This window comes from Paenibacillus sp. FSL R7-0204 (assembly GCF_038002225.1).
Lineage (GTDB): Bacteria > Bacillota > Bacilli > Paenibacillales > Paenibacillaceae > Paenibacillus_AQ.
Genome location: NZ_JBBOCA010000001.1, coordinates 5,542,176 through 5,560,640, shown reverse-complemented (window position 1 = coordinate 5,560,640; position 18,465 = coordinate 5,542,176). Strand labels below are relative to the sequence as shown.

Here is an 18,465-nt window from a genome sequence, read left to right as displayed (position 1 = left end):
GGAGGCTGACACCATGGCTAAGAAAGCGCCTGATATGGAGGAATACCAGTACGGATTCCGTGACGAGCACAAGTCGATATTTCAGTCTGGTAAAGGACTCACGGAAGAAATCGTCCGGGAAATCTCCGCAATCAAAAACGAGCCGGAATGGATGCTGGAATTCCGGCTGAAATCCCTGGAGCAGTTCCGTAAGATGCCAATGCCGAAATGGGGCGGCAATCTGGATGATCTGGATTTCGAGGATATCCAATATTATGTTAGACCTTCCGAGAAGCAGGGCAAGACTTGGGAGGAGGTACCTTCCGAGATCAAAGAGACCTTCGACAAGCTGGGAATTCCGGAAGCGGAGCAGAAGTTCCTTGCCGGTGTCTCTGCACAGTATGAATCTGAGGTAGTCTATCATAGCATGCAGCAGAACCTGGAGGATCAGGGTGTGATCTTCACAGATACGGATTCCGCACTGCGTGATCATCCTGAGCTGTTCAAGAAGTTCTTCGGCACAATCATTCCGCCTGCAGACAACAAGTTCGCCGCACTTAACAGTGCCGTTTGGTCAGGAGGCAGCTTCATCTATGTTCCGAAGGGTGTGAAGTGTGAAGTTCCTTTGCAGGCTTACTTCCGCATCAACTCCGAGAATATGGGACAATTCGAGCGTACTCTGATTCTGGCAGACGAAGACAGCTTCGTGCATTACGTTGAAGGCTGTACTGCCCCGATCTACAGCACGAACTCTCTGCATAGTGCAGTGGTTGAAATTCTCTGCATGAAGAACGCTCGTGTCCGTTATACCACCATTCAAAACTGGGCACCGAACATCTACAACCTCGTTACCAAACGTGCGGTTGCCGAAGAGAATGCTACGATGGAATGGGTAGATGGCAACATCGGCTCCAAGCTGACTATGAAATATCCTGCGGTTGTTCTTAAAGGCCGTGGAGCCAAGGGTTCTGTATTGTCCATCGCGGTAGCGGGCAAGAATCAGCATCAGGATGCAGGCGCCAAAATGATCCACTTGGCACCGGATACCACCTCAACCATCGTATCCAAGTCGATCAGCAAGCACGGCGGCAAGGTCACTTACCGTGGACTTGCTTCCTTCGGCCGCAAGGCAGAAGGCGCGAAATCCAATATCAAATGCGATACGCTCATTCTGGATAACGAGTCCACCTCGGACACGATTCCTTACAATGAGATCATGAACGATAACATTGTGCTTGAGCACGAAGCGACGGTCTCCAAGGTATCTGAGGAGCAGCTATTCTACCTCATGAGCCGCGGTCTCTCCGAAGCTGATGCCACGCAGATGATTATCATGGGCTTCATCGAGCCGTTCACCAAGGAGCTGCCGATGGAATATGCGGTTGAGATGAATCGTCTCATAAAATTCGAAATGGAAGGAAGCATCGGGTAACCGGGAGCTTCTTCCAATACTCAAAGATATATTTAGTGAGTGTCCACAGAACTTTGATGCAGGTTGGTCAAAGCGCTGTGGGCACTTTTGTCTTCTATTAGGAGTGTTTGAGCTTTTTTTGTAGTAAGGATGAGGTGGACTGAGAAGCTCTTATTTCTTCAAAAAAGCTCAGTTTGGTGCTGAAACGGACTGAGGTTCCGTTATTTTGTCTTTAGGGGTGTTAAAGCAGGGTCGGTCTGTGAAATAAAGGAATCTGAGTCCGATTGCTGAGTAAATATTGCTGATTTTCCCGATTAGCGGAATTTCAGTCCTCTTCAGAGGCCAATTCGCAATAAAAATACATAAAATACCTTTTATTAGGCTTCCAAAAAGCTGCTTCGTATTGTTGAATCTTGCTATATCTTAATTGAGCAGTATTTGCGAGGAAATAGCAGCATTTAAAACGACGGGCGTCCTTTAGCCCCTGCTTAAGCCCGGTTTATTCCGAAAAAAGAGGGAAAACGGTGGTTTCTCCCCTTTGCCGCATTAAATTAGGGATGATAAACTGCTTAAAGTCACTAAATTGGAAGCGCTAAAAAAACTGGCTTACGGTGCGATATTTAGAGACCAAGTTTATGCTTACGGAGCCAGCTTTACTTCGTAAAGCTTTAAGGAGGAGAGATATGGATGTTCTCAGGCAACTGCGGGGCTTTTATCGGGAGAAGCTGCACTATCTGATTCTGTCGATTGTATGTTTGGCGGCCGCAACTGCAGTGGGGCTTATTACCCCCAATTTGTTAAGGAGATTGATCGATGATGTTATTATTCCCCTAAAGTTTACTGAGGTGCCCGTACTCGCTCTCAGTGTGCTTGCTGTCATTATTGTCAAGGCGTGCCTGCAGTTTGCCCATGGATTTTTCGGTGGACGGCTGGGGAATTTCCTGGCTTACCGGCTGCGCAATGCCTGTTACGAGAAGCTGCAATTTCTGTCCTTCCGGTATTATGATACGGCGAAGACAGGTGACCTGATGTCCCGGCTGACCGGGGATTTGGAAGCAATCCGCATGTTCATCGGCTTCGGATTTGCCCAATTGCTGAATGTGTTCTTCATGGTTCTGTTCGGCTCCATTATGATGTTCACCATCAATTGGCAGCTGACGCTGGTTACTCTGATCACAATGCCGGTTCTGGCGGTGGTTGCACTCAGATTTGAATCCAAGATTCACCCGGCCTTTCAGGAGATGCGCTTGGCGTTAAGTTCCCTGACAACGGCTGTACAGGAGAATGTCACCGGAGTAAGAACGGTCAAATCGTTTGCCAGAGAGGCCTACGAAGTTGAGAAATTCTCACACCGTAATGAACGTTATAAAGATAATCAGATTTTTGCAGCTGAGCTGTGGAGTAAATTCTTCCCGTTCATGGAGCTGCTGGCGTCGGTCAGTGTAGCAATCCTGCTGGGTGTCGGCGGTACGCTGGTTATCAACAAGCAGATGTCGCTGGGTGAGCTGGTTGCGTTCTTCAGCCTGATCTGGTACATCATCGGTCCGGTCTGGGGACTCGGGTTCCACATCAATAACTATACCCAATCGAAGGCCTCCGGCGAACGTGTGCTGGAAGTGCTGAATCAGACAATCGATGTCCGGGATAAAGACAATGCCCGCGAGCTTGCAGCGGCAGAAGTGAAGGGTGAGGTGGAGTTCGATCATGTCACCTTCGCTTATGGCAACAAAATGCCGGCAGTCAAGGATATTCATTTCCATGCGGAGCCTGGTGCGGTCATTGGATTCCTTGGCGGAACGGGTTCCGGTAAATCCACGATTACCCAGCTGATGATGCGTGCTTATGATGTGAATCAGGGCAGTATCAAGCTCGATGGCGTGGATATCCGCGAGTTCCAGGTCCGTAGTTTGCGCTCGCAAATATCGACGGTATTCCAGGAGACCTTCCTGTTCTCCTCATCGATCCGCAATAATATCTCTTATGGACTGAAGAATGTCAGCATGGATGAGATCATCCGTGCCGCCGAGCTGGCGAAGGCGCATGACTTTATTATGGAGATGCCGGAAGGCTACGATACGGTAGTCGGTGAGCGGGGAATGGGTCTCTCGGGCGGCCAAAAGCAGCGGATTGCCATCGCCCGCGCACTGCTCAAGAATCCGCGGATTCTTATTCTGGATGATGCCACCAGTGCGGTGGACATGGAGACAGAGCATGAGATTCAGGCCGGGTTCCAGGAGGTTATGCGCGGACGGACCACCTTGATTATTGCCCACCGGATCTCCTCCCTGCGCCATGCCGATCAGATCATTGTCATGAATGAAGGGAGAATGGTCCAGCAGGGCACCCATCAGGAATTGATCGCGGTCCCGGGACCTTACCAGGATGTGTACCGGATTCAGTATGCCGATTATTTAGCCAGGGATATGAAGCGAGAGGCGGGTGATCCGGCATGAGTCTTGAGACCTCCAAGCAGACCGCTGACGGCGTATTAAATACCGACAACAGTAAGGTTGAAGAACAGACACTTGAAGAACGTTTTATCTATAAAGATGATGATGTGATCGACAAGGCTTTTGACTGGAAGCAGTTCACCCGCTTATTCAGTTATATGAAGCCATATGCGAGGCAGATGCTGCCGCTGGTCTCAATTATGATGATTCTGGGTACGATTACCAAGCTGACGGTTCCATTCCTGACCAGTATGGCGATTGATAAAGCGATTGCTCCAAAAGACGGAAACACCAGCTTGACGCTGCTCTACACATTAACGGCTAGTGTAATCATTCTGTATCTGATTCAATGGATTGCGGGCGTATACCGAATCAAATATACGAATGTGATTGGCCAGCGGGTGATTTATGATCTGCGATCGGACCTGTTCCGGCATATCCAGAAGCTGTCCTTCAACTTCTTCGATAAACGTCCGGCCGGATCCGTCCTGGTCCGGGTGACCAATGATATTAACTCGCTGCAGGATTTGTTCACCAACGGGGTCGTCAATCTAATGATTGACTGTGTGCAGCTGCTGGGCATTATGATTATTCTGCTGCTGATCAACTGGAAGCTGGGGCTGGCCGTGATGATTACGGTGCCTATTATGTTCCTGATCTCGACCAAGCTGCGGCAGAGAATCCGTATTGCCTGGCAGGATGTGCGTATGAAGAACTCGCGGATCAACTCCCATCTGAATGAGTCGATTCAGGGGATTCGCGTCACCCAGGCCTACACGCAGGAAGAAGAGAACATGCATTATTTCGATGCCATGAATATGGACAGCCGGAAGTCGTGGAACAAGGCCTCAGCCATGAACCAGGCATTCGGTCCGATCATTGAAGTCACCGGCGGCTTCGGGACGATGATTCTCTTCTGGTTCGGGGCTTACCTAATTCAATCGGGAGAGCTTACGGTCGGCTTCCTGGTCGCCTTCAGCAGTTATGTCAGCAACTTCTGGGACCCGATCAACCGGCTGGGACAGATGTACAACCAGCTGCTCGTTGCGATGGCTTCCTCAGAGCGGATCTTCGAGTATCTCGATGAGCAGCCTGCCGTTCAGGATAAGCCGGGAGCGACCCCGCTGTCCAAGATTAAGGGAGATATTCACTTCGATAATGTTGTGTTTGAATATGAGAAGGGCCGTGCGGCACTCAAGGGCATTAATCTGGATGTCCACGCAGGCCAATCCATTGCACTCGTAGGACATACCGGCTCCGGCAAAAGCACGATTATCAACCTGATCGGCCGGTTCTATGATATCAAGAGCGGTGGCATTACCATTGACGGACGGGATATCCGCGATGTTACACTCCAGAGCCTGCGCGAACAGATCGGGATTGTATTGCAGGATACCTTCATCTTCTCGGGAACGATCCGCGACAACATCCGCTTCGGGCGGCTGGATGCCACGGACGAAGAGATTGAGGCGTCCGCCAAGGCTGTAGACGCCCACGATTTCATCGTCAAGCTGCCTGCCGGCTATGATACTGAAGTAGAGGAGCGGGGAAGCGCACTGTCCATGGGACAGCGCCAGCTGCTCTCCTTCGCCCGGGCGCTGCTGGCCGATCCGCGGATTCTGATTCTGGATGAAGCGACCGCCAGCATTGATACGGAGACGGAGATCAAGATTCAGGAAGCGCTGAAGCTGCTGCTTCAGGGCCGGACCTCCTTCATCGTTGCCCACCGGCTCTCGACCATCCGTCATGCGGATAAGATTGTGGTGCTGGATCACGGCGAGATTAAGGAAGAAGGCAATCATGCCGAGCTGACTAAGCACGACGGTATTTATAACGGACTAATTGAAGCACAGTTCCGCTTCTTGTAGAAGCAGATGCAGCAGCCTGGCCCCGATGGGGATGGGTTGCTGTTTTTTAATACTGGGAATTATAGGAAGGGGTGAAAAGTTCCCGTCAAGGCCGTTTCCCCGGCTTCCCGCTTACCCGGACCTCCAGCAGCTGAGCGCTGATCTCTTGTTGCCACTGGGTATCTTGAGTATCCGCTGCCAGCAGGGCTTCAATCTGGAGGCGGGCCATTTCCCAGCAGTAGACGGTGTTGGCATGCAGGCAGTGCTGAAGCTCGTCTTGCTCCGCCGGAGCCAGCGGACGCTTCAGACTCAGGGTGTACAGCTCGGCAAGGCGCTGATGAACTGCAAGCATCATATCTCCTCCTTGTATTCCTGTCTGCTATTAGCGTGACCCTGGAGATACGGTTTCAAACCGGAATGAAGCCAAATATGAATATTCAGATCTTTAGAATAAAAAAGTTCTTGAAATCGCTTTTATTTATGCTACAATAGCAGTAATAAAGGATTGTGACCGGTAACGCGGGCAATGCCTAAGCTGATGCGAGTATCATTTTATGAATGATATTGGGATCAACTTAGGCTTTTTTTGTACAAACTATGTGTCAGGGGGTGAAATAGAGATGATTATCGAGAAGGTGCTGAACAATAATGTGCTCCTGACCAAGAACCAGAAGGGCAAGGAGGTTATTGTGATGGGCAGAGGGATTTCCTTCAATAAGGTGGCGGGGGATTATGTTGATCCTGCCAAGGTGGATAAGATTTTTCTGCTGAATGAGAATGAATTCACTGCCCGGCTGACTGAATTGCTGAATGATATTCCGGTGGCTCACCTGGAGCTGGCCAGCGGCATTGTCACCTACGCGAGTGGAGTGCTGCACACGGAGCTGAACGATAATCTCTATCTAACGCTGACGGATCATATCCATTTTGCGCTGGAGCGTTTTGAGAAGGGGATTCAGCTGAAGAATGCGATGCTGTTTGAGATCAAGCGCTTTTACCCGAAGGAATTCGGGATCGGGCTGGATGCCCTGAAGATGATTGAACAGACCACCGGCCTCTCGCTGGGTGAGGATGAAGCCGGGTTCATTGCCCTCCACCTGGTCAACGCCAGAATGGATGGTACCGAGGTAAGATCGACGATTAAGATGACGGAGATTGTTCAGAATATTCTGAACATCGTTACCTATCATTATAAGGTGGTGCTGGACGAGACCTCGCTTAACTACTCGCGGTTCCTGACCCATCTGCAGTATTTTTCCATGCGGGTGATGAAGAAGGAGACCAATAACAGCGGGGAAGAGTTCCTGTACAACCAGGTGAGGCTAACCTATGTTAAGGCTTTCGAATGCGTTGGCAAGATCAATGAATATCTGGAGAAATCCCATGGCCAGAGCCTCAGTAAGGATGAATATGTCTATTTGACGATTCACATTCAGCGTGTAACGGAACGCAATAACCTGGAGTAACAAGTAGCATTTAACACGTAAGATACGCAAGACTACAATATTTTAAATTTCATATCATCTGTCAGGGTGTAACTGGTCATGCAGGCAAAACCTGAACTGATGGCAAAAAAGCGTGTACTAACGTCTTTTTTGTCTTGAGTTCAGGTTTTTCTTGTTTGCAGAGGGGAACAAATAGAATACGCTGGCATCATTCGCCTCTGCAGCGATGCTTATATTACAGATCTCAAAAGGAGCAAACCCAAATGAGCAATAAAGATTTATCCAAACAAATTATCACACTCGTTGGCGGAGAAGGAAATGTGAATTCTGTCTTCCATTGTGCCACACGCTTAAGATTCAAGCTGAAGGATAACAGCAAAGCCAATAAAGCAGCGCTGGAAAAAACGCCGGGAGTCATTACAGTAGTCGAGAACAGCGGACAATTCCAGGTGGTTATCGGTAATAATGTCAGCCAGGTATTCGAGCAGATTATGAAGGAAACCTCGCTTCAGGATGCGGAGAAAAGCGGCAGTGACGAGAGCTCAGAGAGCACCGGAGTTCTGGGTAAAGCGGTGGACATCATTTCGAGTATTTTCTCGCCGATTCTGGGAGCACTGGCCGGGGCGGGGATTCTCAAGGGCTTGCTGGCTCTGATTCTGTCCCTGGAGTGGATTAGCGCTACCAGCGGTACTTACATGATCCTTAATGCGGCTGCCGACAGCGTATTCTATTTCCTGCCTGTCTTCCTGGCGGTTACGGCTGCGCGCAAATTCAAGGCGAATCAGTTCGTGTCGATTGCCATAGCCGGAGCCTTGATATATCCCGCAGTCATTGCGGCCGTAGGCTCGCCTGACCCGCTGCACTTCCTGGGAATCAAGATCGTACTGATCAACTATTCCTCCAGCGTGATCCCGATTATTCTGGCGGTATGGGTGCAGTCGTATGTGGAACGCTGGTTCCGTTCCTTCATTCATGAGTCCGTGCGGAATATTCTCGTTCCCATGTTCGCGCTGCTCATTGTTATTCCGCTTACCTTCCTGGCCTTCGGACCTGTAGGCTCCCTGATCAGTGACGGCTTGGCCTCCGGCTATACCTGGCTCTACAATCTAAGTCCGCTTGTGGCCGGAGCTATTGCCGGGGCTTTCTGGCAAGTATTCGTGATCTTTGGTGTACACTGGGGCTTTGTGCCGATCATGCTCAGCAATATTGCTACATTGGGACAGGATACCATGCTGCCTATTCTCAGTGCGGCCGTTCTGTCGCAGGCCGGGGCGGTGTTCGGTGTCTTCCTGAAATCGCGGAACCCGCAGCTTAAGGCGCTCGCCGGTTCTTCTACACTATCTGCGGTCTTTGGGATTACTGAACCAACAATTTATGGAGTCACCCTGAAGCTCAAGAAACCGTTCATCTATGCTTGTATCTCCGGCGCTATCGGGGGGGCAATTATTGCAACAGGCGGCGCAAGAGCATTGTCCTTCTCGCTGCCGGGTCTGCTGGCCCTGCCGACATATTTCGGCACCGGATTTGTCTGGGTAGTCATTGGTATCCTGGTAGCATTTGTACTGGCTGCTGTACTGGTATTGGTGCTTGGCTACAAGGAGCCTGAGACAGATGCTGCTGTATCCGTTAGCCCAGGAGGAACCTCGGGTACGACCACACCTACGTTGATTGATAAAGAACTGGTTGTAAGCCCGCTGGCGGGGACGCTGCATCCGCTGGGCACCCTGCCTGACGAAGCTTTTGCTTCCGGCGCTATGGGCAAGGGTATTGTCATTGAGCCTTCTTCCGGTATCTTAACCAGCCCTGTGAACGGTACGGTAACTACTGTATTCCCGACAGGACATGCCATCGGCATCACTTCGGATAGCGGTGCGGAGCTGCTGATTCATGTCGGTGTCAATACCGTGAAGCTTAAGGGTCAGCATTTTACCAAAAAAGTGAAGGAAGGCGACAAGGTGGTCAAGGGTCAGCTATTGCTTGAATTTGACCTTGAAGCCATCCGTGCAGCCGGATTTGTAACTGCGACACCGGTGATTGTCACCAACTCGGCACAATACCTTGATGTGCTTAAGAGCACAGGGACAGAAGTGCCTAGCGGCGAACTGCTGCTCACACTCATCCGGTAAAATTATTGGGGCTATGGCTACTGTCATATTACCCACGAATAAGGGCTGTCCCGGCTTGGCCAATTAATGGCTCACTCGGGACAGCCCTTTCGTGTGAAAATGCTCAGTTAAGGCTACTCCATGTAAATCTCAACGACGGCAATTTTGCGTTCGCGTGACAGGTCGAGGAACCTGCCTTCGCTCTGTACAAGCGGACGAAAGACATCCAGCGGGTTGTTCATCACAATAACACCCATGTCACCGGTGCTCAGCAGAACGCGCTTGCCGATGAAGTTAGGCATCAGATGATTGATGAAGGCCTGGACCGGTTTGCCGTTCAGCTTGCCGAAGCTGAGGGAGTTGATCTCACGCAGAACGGAAATCAGCTCCTGCTTGGACTGATAGACCCGGTGAGTGGTCATAGCGCTGTAAATATCCGCAACAGCTGTAATCTGGGCGTAAGGGTGAATATCTGTCTTGGTCAGCTGCTTAGGATAACCGGAGCCGTCCTCGCGTTCATGATGCTGCAAGGCAACCAGAGCTGTGAAAGGATCGTTCATGGAATTCTGTATGATTTCGTACCCGTAAACCGTATGTAATTTGATCTCTTCGTATTCATCAGGTGTTAATTTGCCGGGCTTGTTCAGAATGGCGGGGGAGATACGGCATTTGCCGATATCAATCAGGTATCCCGCACGCCCGATCTCGTAACACTCTGACTTAGAATAACCAAGCCACGAGGCAAGATAATAGGACAGCATGCCTACCTGAAGGGAATGATTGTAGGTATAATTATCTTCGCGGTCCAGAAGGAGCAGGAGGGTCACTACGTCCTTATGTTTGTCCAGCGTGGACAACATCGGCTGAAGAATATCATCCACCACGGACTGATTGAAGCTGCCTTTGCTGAGCGCTTCCATATATAGAGATTCAAAACCGTCAATCGTAGTATCGAAGCTGCTGGCTGCGGCCTGAATGATTGAGGTCCGGCTGGAAGGGGCGGGCTCTTCCTGTACCGTTTCAATATCTACATAATCAACGCCGTGCTGTATCAGCTTGGCGATTTCCTCCATTTGCAGCCGTGATCCTTTAGGGAGTACATGCAGCCCGCGGGAGCTGAAGGTATCCATCCGCAGATGATCACCCGGTTTAAGATCCATCACGTGCACTCTCAATGAATAGGCCACCTTACTATAGCAATTTTTTACAGCATAGCAACAAAGTCCGCAATATTCAATGGTGTAAGAGTACTGATTGTAGCTTGCAGATTGTGCAACCCGCTGGTCCTACCCTGCTCTGAAGCTGTGCAGATTCGCGGAAGGGGAGTGGTCCGGTTAACCGCCGGACACAGGTGGAATGAAGGCAACCTCTGAGCCTTCGGTAATATCCGTATCATCAGGCGCATATTCCTGATCAACGGCCACCAGAGATACACTGATCTGCGGCGCGGCATCGGGATAGGAAGCGGAGAGGAGTTCCTTCAGCCGGCCTGCTGTTACAGGGGACTCATGGGCGTGGAAGACCAGAGTGGAGGAGCCGATAATTTCGGCCAGACCGGCGAACAGACGGATAGAGATATGCATGCGTTCTTCACCCTTCCTGGACTTAAGCTTAGGACAGCTTATAATGATTACAATATACCATATTGAGTCTGAAAATGTTATGCTAACTCTAGAACAGAACAAGCCTGCCGCTTACTTTATAAACGGCTGTACAAGTGGGAGGGAAGCCAGCTTATGAAGCCTGGGCCGCAAAGATTAACCATTATTCATACCAATGATATACATAGCCACTTTGAAATGATGAGTCCGCTCGCGGCAGTGATATCCGCGATGAAGGCAGCGGCGGGCGAGGAGCCGGTCCTGCTGCTTGATATCGGCGATCATATGGACCGCGCCGCTGTAGAGACGGAAGGCACGATGGGACAGGCAAACATCGATATTATGAATTTGACCGGATACGATGCAGTCACCATCGGTAATAACGAAGGCCTCACCTTCTCCAAGGAGATGCTCTCAGCCATATTCACAGGCATCCAGTGTCATGTGGTATGCTGCAATTTCCTGGAGTCCGCCACCGGTGAGCCGCCTCACTGGATGCAGCGCCGCGCGGTTCTGGAGAAGGACGGGATCAAGATTGGACTGACTGGTGCGACGGCGGCGTTCACCTCCTTCTATTCCTTGCTCGGCTGGGATGTGCTGGACCCGGAAGAGGCGCTGCGCGAACAGGTTCAGCTGCTTGCCCCACAGGTGGATATTGTGATCATTCTGTCTCATCTGGGGCTGCCCGCAGACCAGAGGCTGGCAGAGAAGCTGGAAGGTGTGCATGCCATTCTGGGCGGGCACACCCACCATATGCTGGAGCAGCCGCAGATGATTAACGGGACAGCCGTATGCGGCGCCGGCAAATTCGGCCGGTACGCCGGAAGGGTGGTCTTCGAGCGGGAGCAGCCTGACGGAGTATTTCACCTGGCTGAAGGAGGCTGCACGGAAGTTGATCCTGCCTTGACAGAGGAGCTTATTGCTCCGGCGGCAGCGATCCATTTGCAGCGCGGCCGTGAGGCCCTGGAGGAGACGGTTGCCATCTGCGACCGCATGCTGCCGCTGGATCTGCAGGGGGAGTCTCCTTTTGGCAACCTGCTGGCACAGGCAGTCCGCCAGTTCACAGGCAGCCCCATCTCGCTCGTTAATACAGGCCAGCTGCTCGGCCCGCTGCCGGAGGGCAATATCACCGCAGGCATGCTGCATGCCCTATGTCCTTCTCCGATTAATCCCTGTATTGTACAGCTGACAGGCAAGGATATCCGTATTGCACTGGAACAGAGCCTGATGGCAGAGTTCCGGAATAAGGTCATCTACGGATACGGCTTCCGGGGAGAGGTACTGGGGACCCTGGCTGTGGACGGATTAAAAATCTTGTACGATCCAAGGGTCATGCCTTATGATAACGGTATTGCGATTTTTGCCGGCGGGGAGCAGTTGGAGGATACCAAGGTATATAGTGTTGGCACACTGGATATGTTTACGTTCCGTACAGGCTATGAGAGTATAGCTAATGGCCGGGAGGCGGTATATTTGTTGCCTCATTTCCTGCGCGATCTGCTGCGGATGGAGCTGCAGCGGCCGGGGAGTCTGGATGAGTGTGAAGCGGTTCGCTGGGAGAGGCAATCCACCTGATGATCCACACCATGTTTTATCAAATTGACAGTTAACGCATTACCAGGTTTCATTGACTAGATCAGGAGGAGTAATATGGATACAATTACAGCCATTATTCTGGCAATTGTGGAAGGAATCACGGAGTTTATTCCGGTTTCTTCGACGGGACACATGATTCTAACAACTAAGCTTCTGGGATTTAACGAGCAGGATTCGATTATGAAGACGTATGAGATTGTGATTCAGCTGGGGGCCATTCTGGCCATTGCGCTGGTCTACCGCCAGCGGATTGTGAATCTGCTCGGCTTCGGCCGCAGAGACAGAGGGGGCGTAATGCCGGCAGCCCGTCTGAACCTGATTCATGTGCTGCTGGGCATTGTGCCTGCGCTCGCTGTAGCTTTTTTTGCAAGGGACTTTATCAAAAGCCTCTTCGGGGCATCGACCGTCCTCTGGGCGCTGGTAGCAGGCGGTATTCTGATGATCATTGCCGAATGGGTCAACAAACGCAAGATCCGCGTGACCGCGCATGATCTGGATGATCTGTCTTACGGGCAGGCACTCTCGATCGGACTATTTCAGATTATTTCCGTCCTTTGGCCCGGGTTCTCCCGCTCCGGCTCGACCATTTCCGGGGGGATGCTGAGCGGGGTGAGCTACAAGGCTTCGGCCGACTTCTCCTTCCTCATCGCGATTCCGATTATGTGCGCGGCCTCGGGGTATGAGCTGCTGGATTCGTACAAGAATTTCACGAGCGAGACGATCGGGTATTTTGTCATCGGCTTCATTATTTCCTTCATCGTGGCCTATGTGGTGGTAGTTCTGTTCATGAGAATGATCCAGAAGATCAGACCGACGCATTTTGCCATCTACCGCTTTATCCTTGCAGCCGCCTTCTGGCTGTTTATTATGCGTTGATTCTCAGCTTGGCATCACAAAAAAGCAATTTTACCGTTTAAAGGCAGGAGTGAGCCAAGGTGCGTCTAGTATCCGTCAATCGGCTTCAGGCGGGAATGAAGCTGGGTAAAAAAATATATAATGATGAAGGGCTGGTTCTGCTCGCGGACGGAGTGGAGCTTACCGATCCCCTGATCAAGCGGCTTGCCAGAATCGATATCGGCTATATCTATATTGAGGATTCGCTCACGGAGGATATTGTGATTCCCGGAATGCTGCAGGATGAGACGCGCAATCAGGCGCTCAAGGTGATCCGGAACCAGTTTCAGCAGATGTCCGGCGCCTCGGGGATTACCAAGGGCTTTTATCATCTGGATAAGAAGTTCTCCAAGGTGATGGATTCCATCCTCGACGACATGTCCCTGCAGGAGGATCCGATGATCATGCTGCTTGACATGCACACGGCTGACAATTATCTGTACGTCCATTCCCTGAACGTATGCCTGTATACGCTGGTGCTTGGCATTGCCCATGGCTACAGCAAAGAAGAGCTTCGGGTCATCGGGCTAGGTGCACTGCTGCATGATATCGGCAAGACACAGATTCCTGTCAAAATTGTACAAAAGCCCGGTATGCTCAGCGAAGAGGAATTCCGTCATATGCAGGCGCATACCGAGATCGGATACCGTATCCTCAAGGAAGAGCCGAATATTCCTCTGCTGGCGGCCCACTGTGCCCTGCAGCATCATGAACGGATTGATGGCTCCGGCTACCCGCGCGGCCTGACGGGTCCGCAGATCCATGAATATGCGAAATGGCTGGGGGTAGCGGATTCCTATGATGCAATGACCTCCAACCGGATCTACAAAAAAGCCATGCTGCCCCATCAGGCGGTAGAAGCGCTGTATGTCGGCTCGGGAACCTTGTATGAGCAGAAGCAGCTGGAGTTATTCAGAGACCGCGTGGCCATCTATCCGCTGGGCCTTACGGTGAAGCTCAGCTCCGGCGAGAGCGGTGTGGTGGTCAAGATTGATCCCAGCACGCCGCATCGGCCTGTTGTCCGGGTGCTGAACGGACCCGAAGGCGAAACGGTTACCCCCTATGAACGTGATCTCAGCAAAGCCCTCTCTGTAGTCATTGTGGATGTGACGGACGGGGGAGAACCTGTAGTGAAAAGTACCGGATAGGTGTTCTGCACAGCGAGGAGAGAATAGGGTATCTGCAGGAATTGCGGAGCTATATTCTCCGCCTTGCTGTTTTTTTGAGTAGTCGTGGTATGATATAGCTTAAGTTATCGTTCTTTTTCTTTTGTTTTGGGTTAATAATAAGGAATAAGCATTAAAGGAGCATTAAGAAATGAGTATATTAGAGCCATCATCATCTATAATTCCTGTAAAAGAGCTGTCGCCGGAGTATGATCCGTGGGACCCGATTACTTCACTCCGCGAATACGGGCAGCATGTACTGACCAGTGTAGAGATGACGGTCACGAATCTATGCAACATGCGCTGCGAGCATTGCGCCGTCGGCGATAGTCTCACGATGAAAGAGGGAGAGCTACTGCCTTTGACTCAGATGCTGAAGCGTCTGGAGGAGGTGGAGCACCTGCAGACCATCAGCATTACAGGCGGGGAGCCGATGTTCCGTGCCGGGACGGTGGAGAATACTATCGTACCGCTGCTGAAATATGCACGGGAGCGGGGTATCCGTTCACAGATCAACTCGAATCTGACTATGCCATATTCCCGTTATGAGCAGCTGCTCCCTTACCTGGACGTTATGCATATCTCGTTCAACTATGTGAACGGTGATGACTTCCACGAGGTGGGCTTTGCGAACAGCGGTCACCCGGTCTCGAAGGAGGCCGCCTACCGGCTGTACGACACGATGCTGGAGAATTCCCGCCGGCTGAGCAGCGATGGAATGCTGATCTCTGCCGAGTCGATGATCAATTACCGTACGCACACCAAGCTTCCCGAGATTCACCGGCTGATTGGGGACATGGGGGCAAGACGTCATGAGGTACACCCGATGTACGCATCCAGCTTCGCCTCGAAGCTGCCTGTGCTGTCGCTCCGGGAGATGAATACTGCGATTCATTCCCTCTTGGATCATCGTGACCCGGAGATGTGGATGCTGTTTGGCACGCTGCCGTTCTTCGCCTGCAGCTTCCTGGAGGAAGACCAGCAGCTGCTCGGCAGACTGCGCAGCGAGAAGAATGTAACGCTGCGTAATGATCCGGACGGAAGAAACCGGGTCAATGTGAACCTGTTCACGGGCGACGTCTTTGTAACGGACTTCGCTGACATATCCGCCTTTGGTAATATCAGCAACTCGAAGCTGGATGACATTTTCACCGAGTGGCAGACTAAGCATCCCTTGAATCAGCAAGTGAACTGTTATTGTGATGCAGCAGGCTGCTGCGGACCTAACCTGCTCGTGGCCGATATGTATTATCCCGGGGTCGATTTCAAAACCAGAAAAGCGATCACCTTGTAGAAATGGGGCGTTATTATAGTGCATACGGAATTTGAAATAGGAAGATTAGTGCTTAATCTTTTGCTCGTTCTGGTGCTCGTATTATTAAATGGTATCTTTGTTGCGGCGGAATTCTCTCTGGTCAAGGTCAGACAATCCCGTCTGACCCAGCTGGTCAGCGAAGGCAACAAAATGGCCGGATATGCGCTGAAGGTCAACAAGCGGCTGGATTCGTATCTGTCGGCCACCCAGTTCGGGATTACACTTGCTTCTCTTGGACTCGGCTGGGTCGGGGAACCGGCGATCTCGGAACTCCTGGTGGAGCCTCTGATGTACCAGATCGGTGTTACTGACCAGACGTTAATCTCTACGGTATCTGTGATTATCGGCTTCTCCATTATTACCTTCTTACATATTGTGCTGGGGGAACTGGCACCGAAATCTCTGGCTATTCAAAAAACAGAAGGCTCAGCCCTGCTGCTGTCCGCACCGTTGATGTTCTTCTATAATCTGTTTCTGCCCTTCATCTGGGTGCTGAATGCATCTGCGAACGCTCTGCTGAGACTGTTCGGCGTGGAGCCGGCCAGTGAAGCCGAGGCTGCCCATTCGGAGGAGGAAATCCGCATTCTGATGAATCAGAGCGCGAAGAGCGGGGTGATCGATCAGGATGAAATGAAGCTGATGGATAACATCTTCGAATTCTCGGACCTGCTGGCCCGTGAGGTGATGCTGCCGCGTACCGATATGGATGTACTATACAGCAATCTTCCGCTGGAGGAGAACATGCGAATCATTACGGAAACGAAGCATTCGCGTTATCCGGTGGCCTTAGAAGATAAGGACCGGATTATCGGCTTCATTCATATCACGGATCTGCTGTTCGCCCCGCCGGAGCAGCAGAATGATCTGGCTTCGCTGGTCCGTCCGATTCTGAACGTGCCGGAATCGATGGAGATTAGCCATGCGCTGCGGCTGATGCAGAAGAATAAGGCCCAGCTGACGCTGGTCGTTGACGAGTACGGCGGAACTGCGGGGCTGCTGACCGCTGAAGAGATCCTGGAGGAGATCGTCGGCGATCTGCATGACGAGTTCGAGGATGAGCGCCCCAGCGTGGAGCGCAACGGGGATTACATCTCCGTGGAAGGACGGATGCTGATTGAAGACGTCAACGATCTTACGGGCGTCGTGATTGAGGATGACGAGGTGGATTCCATCGGTGGCTGGCTGTTCAAGGAGCTGGAGGGCAACCCGTCCAAAGGTAAACAGGTAGTGGTTGGCGACGTTACCTTCGAGGTAGAGGAGTCCACCCGGCTACGGATCACCCGGATCAACATCCACCGCGAGCCTTCGCCAGAACCTGAAGAGGATGCGGAAGGCCGGGAAGATGCGAAGGAGTAAGCAGAAGTGTAACTCATATTTTCAAATATAGCAGGGACTTCAGAGGCCGGGTTGCAGGGCTTTTGGGGGCCCTGTTTTTTTGTTGCGCAGGAATGATGACCCTTGGACCGTCATAAGTTAGTTACGAAGGTAACGATCAGAGATCTGGACATTCATCAGGCAATGCCGTCAAAACCTTACGAGGAGGAATGATCATTGAACTCCCAGGATCGCGTATGGACACCGTACAGGGGACCGTTTGATCCTTGTCCGCCGGTGCCGTTCAAGACGTACGTTGTGCCGCCGAACCAATTCGTCACGTTTCAGCCCCCGAATCTGCCGCAGTTCTCCCTGCCGGAGGCGCTCAAGCATGGAACGTTATGGCCATCGCTATACAGCCCTTATGAGTCCAAGTTCAAAGGAGGGAAGTAGGCTATGGAAGCTAATCCTTGCGAGCCCCGTTATTACGAGATGCTGGAGCAGCTGCAGGTGCTTGATTTTGCACTCGTAGAGCTGAATCTGTACCTGGATACTCATCCGCAGGATGTGAAGGCGATTGAACAGTTCAATCAGCTGACGTATGAGCGCACCAAGCTGGCGAACCAGTTCCAGGAGCTATACGGACCGCTGCAGAATTTCGGCCGAGCCTATTCCAAGGCTCCATGGCAATGGAGCGAGAGTCCCTGGCCTTGGCAAGTCTAAGGCATGAAGCCGGGAATGAAATAGCCTTAAGGAGGGGGAAGTTCACGAATGTGGATTTATGAGAAAAAGCTGCAATACCCGGTGCGTGTCGGCAAATGTGATGTGCGGATGGCCCGGTATCTGATGGAGCAATACGGCGGTGCGGACGGCGAGCTGGCTGCGGCGCTGCGTTATATGAACCAGCGGTATGCTATACCCGATAAGGTAATTGGTGTACTAACGGATATTTCCACTGAGGAATTCGCCCATCTCGAGATGATTGCCACTATGATCTACAAGCTGACCAAGGACGCCTCGGTGCAGGAGCTGGAAGCCGCAGGCTTAGGCCCGAACTATGCGCAGCGGGATCATGCGCTGTTCTACAACAACTCTGCCGGTGTTCCGTTCACAGCTGCCTACATTGCGGCCAAGGGTGATCCAATCGCTGACCTGTATGAGGACATCGCCGCAGAGGAGAAGGCCCGGGCTACATACCAGTGGCTGATTGACATGACCGACGATGTGGATCTGCAGGACAGCCTCAAGTTCCTGCGCGAGCGGGAGATCATTCATGCGATCCGGTTCAAGGAATCGGTGCAGATTTTGATTGAGGAGAAGGATAAGAAGCGGGTGTTTTGAG

General features: G+C 51.6%; 16 protein-coding genes. 13 read left to right on the top strand and 3 right to left on the bottom strand.

From position 1 onward, the window contains the following. Positions 1–13 precede the first annotated feature (13 nt). The 3 genes from sufB (at position 14) to MKX42_RS24380 (ending at position 5,708) form a co-directional block, all read left to right on the top strand. The gene (gene sufB / locus MKX42_RS24390; RefSeq protein WP_036721442.1) at positions 14–1,411 is read left to right on the top strand and encodes a Fe-S cluster assembly protein SufB; all 1,398 of its coding nucleotides are present in this window, start codon (positions 14–16) and stop codon (positions 1,409–1,411) included. A 662-nt stretch (positions 1,412–2,073) separates the two neighbouring features. Continuing rightward, the gene (locus tag MKX42_RS24385) at positions 2,074–3,843 is read left to right on the top strand and encodes an ABC transporter ATP-binding protein (protein WP_340755264.1); all 1,770 of its coding nucleotides are present in this window, start codon (positions 2,074–2,076) and stop codon (positions 3,841–3,843) included. Continuing rightward, the gene (locus MKX42_RS24380; protein ID WP_340755262.1) at positions 3,840–5,708 is read left to right on the top strand and encodes an ABC transporter ATP-binding protein; all 1,869 of its coding nucleotides are present in this window, start codon (positions 3,840–3,842) and stop codon (positions 5,706–5,708) included. Before MKX42_RS24385 ends, MKX42_RS24380 begins: the two co-directional genes overlap by 4 nt. Positions 5,709–5,793: 85 nt before the next feature. Here the strand turns inward: MKX42_RS24380 and MKX42_RS24375 are convergent, their stop codons facing one another. Beyond that, positions 5,794–6,042 (bottom strand): DUF7667 family protein, encoded by a 249-nt coding sequence (locus MKX42_RS24375; RefSeq protein WP_340755260.1) that lies wholly within the window; start codon positions 6,040–6,042, stop codon positions 5,794–5,796. A gap of 265 nt (positions 6,043–6,307) precedes the next feature. On the opposite strand from MKX42_RS24375, the gene licT reads away from it, so the two are divergent. Both licT and MKX42_RS24365 read left to right on the top strand, forming a co-directional pair. Further along, complete coding sequence (licT, locus tag MKX42_RS24370; RefSeq protein ID WP_340755258.1) at positions 6,308–7,153, top strand: BglG family transcription antiterminator LicT; 846 nt, start codon at positions 6,308–6,310, stop codon at positions 7,151–7,153. 242 nt (positions 7,154–7,395) lie between these two features. Next, a complete protein-coding gene (locus tag MKX42_RS24365; RefSeq protein ID WP_340755256.1) occupies positions 7,396–9,258 on the top strand; it encodes a beta-glucoside-specific PTS transporter subunit IIABC in 1,863 nt (620 codons plus the stop codon). 113 nt (positions 9,259–9,371) lie between these two features. Here the strand turns inward: MKX42_RS24365 and MKX42_RS24360 are convergent, their stop codons facing one another. Together MKX42_RS24360 and moaD are read right to left on the bottom strand one after the other, a co-directional pair. After that, positions 9,372–10,412: an HD-GYP domain-containing protein gene (locus MKX42_RS24360; protein WP_340755253.1), complete on the bottom strand. Its 1,041-nt coding sequence runs from the start codon at positions 10,410–10,412 to the stop codon at positions 9,372–9,374. 159 nt (positions 10,413–10,571) lie between these two features. Next, complete coding sequence (moaD, locus tag MKX42_RS24355) at positions 10,572–10,820, bottom strand: molybdopterin converting factor subunit 1 (RefSeq protein ID WP_340755251.1); 249 nt, start codon at positions 10,818–10,820, stop codon at positions 10,572–10,574. A 153-nt stretch (positions 10,821–10,973) separates the two neighbouring features. Between moaD and MKX42_RS24350 the strand changes: the two genes are divergently transcribed. From MKX42_RS24350 to MKX42_RS24315, 8 genes are all read left to right on the top strand, one after another. Further along, entirely contained in the window at positions 10,974–12,413 is a 1,440-nt protein-coding gene (locus MKX42_RS24350) for a bifunctional metallophosphatase/5'-nucleotidase (protein ID WP_340755249.1), read from the top strand. 75 nt (positions 12,414–12,488) lie between these two features. Beyond that, positions 12,489–13,310, top strand: a complete 822-nt coding sequence (locus tag MKX42_RS24345) for an undecaprenyl-diphosphate phosphatase (RefSeq protein ID WP_036692810.1) — start codon at positions 12,489–12,491, stop codon at positions 13,308–13,310. A 59-nt stretch (positions 13,311–13,369) separates the two neighbouring features. Then, positions 13,370–14,476: an HD-GYP domain-containing protein gene (locus tag MKX42_RS24340; protein WP_036692813.1), complete on the top strand. Its 1,107-nt coding sequence runs from the start codon at positions 13,370–13,372 to the stop codon at positions 14,474–14,476. Between the two features lie 169 nt (positions 14,477–14,645). Beyond that, the gene (yfkAB, locus tag MKX42_RS24335) at positions 14,646–15,788 is read left to right on the top strand and encodes a radical SAM/CxCxxxxC motif protein YfkAB (protein ID WP_340755246.1); all 1,143 of its coding nucleotides are present in this window, start codon (positions 14,646–14,648) and stop codon (positions 15,786–15,788) included. Positions 15,789–15,806: 18 nt separating this feature from the next. Next, a complete protein-coding gene (locus MKX42_RS24330) occupies positions 15,807–17,165 on the top strand; it encodes a hemolysin family protein (protein WP_445669341.1) in 1,359 nt (452 codons plus the stop codon). Between the two features lie 195 nt (positions 17,166–17,360). Continuing rightward, on the top strand, positions 17,361–17,576 hold the full coding sequence (locus MKX42_RS24325) for a spore coat associated protein CotJA (protein ID WP_036692819.1): 216 nt from the start codon (positions 17,361–17,363) through the stop codon (positions 17,574–17,576). Positions 17,577–17,579: 3 nt separating this feature from the next. Next, positions 17,580–17,846 (top strand): spore coat protein CotJB, encoded by a 267-nt coding sequence (locus MKX42_RS24320; RefSeq protein WP_036721463.1) that lies wholly within the window; start codon positions 17,580–17,582, stop codon positions 17,844–17,846. A gap of 48 nt (positions 17,847–17,894) precedes the next feature. Further along, positions 17,895–18,464: a manganese catalase family protein gene (locus tag MKX42_RS24315; protein WP_036692823.1), complete on the top strand. Its 570-nt coding sequence runs from the start codon at positions 17,895–17,897 to the stop codon at positions 18,462–18,464. Position 18,465 lies beyond the last annotated feature (1 nt).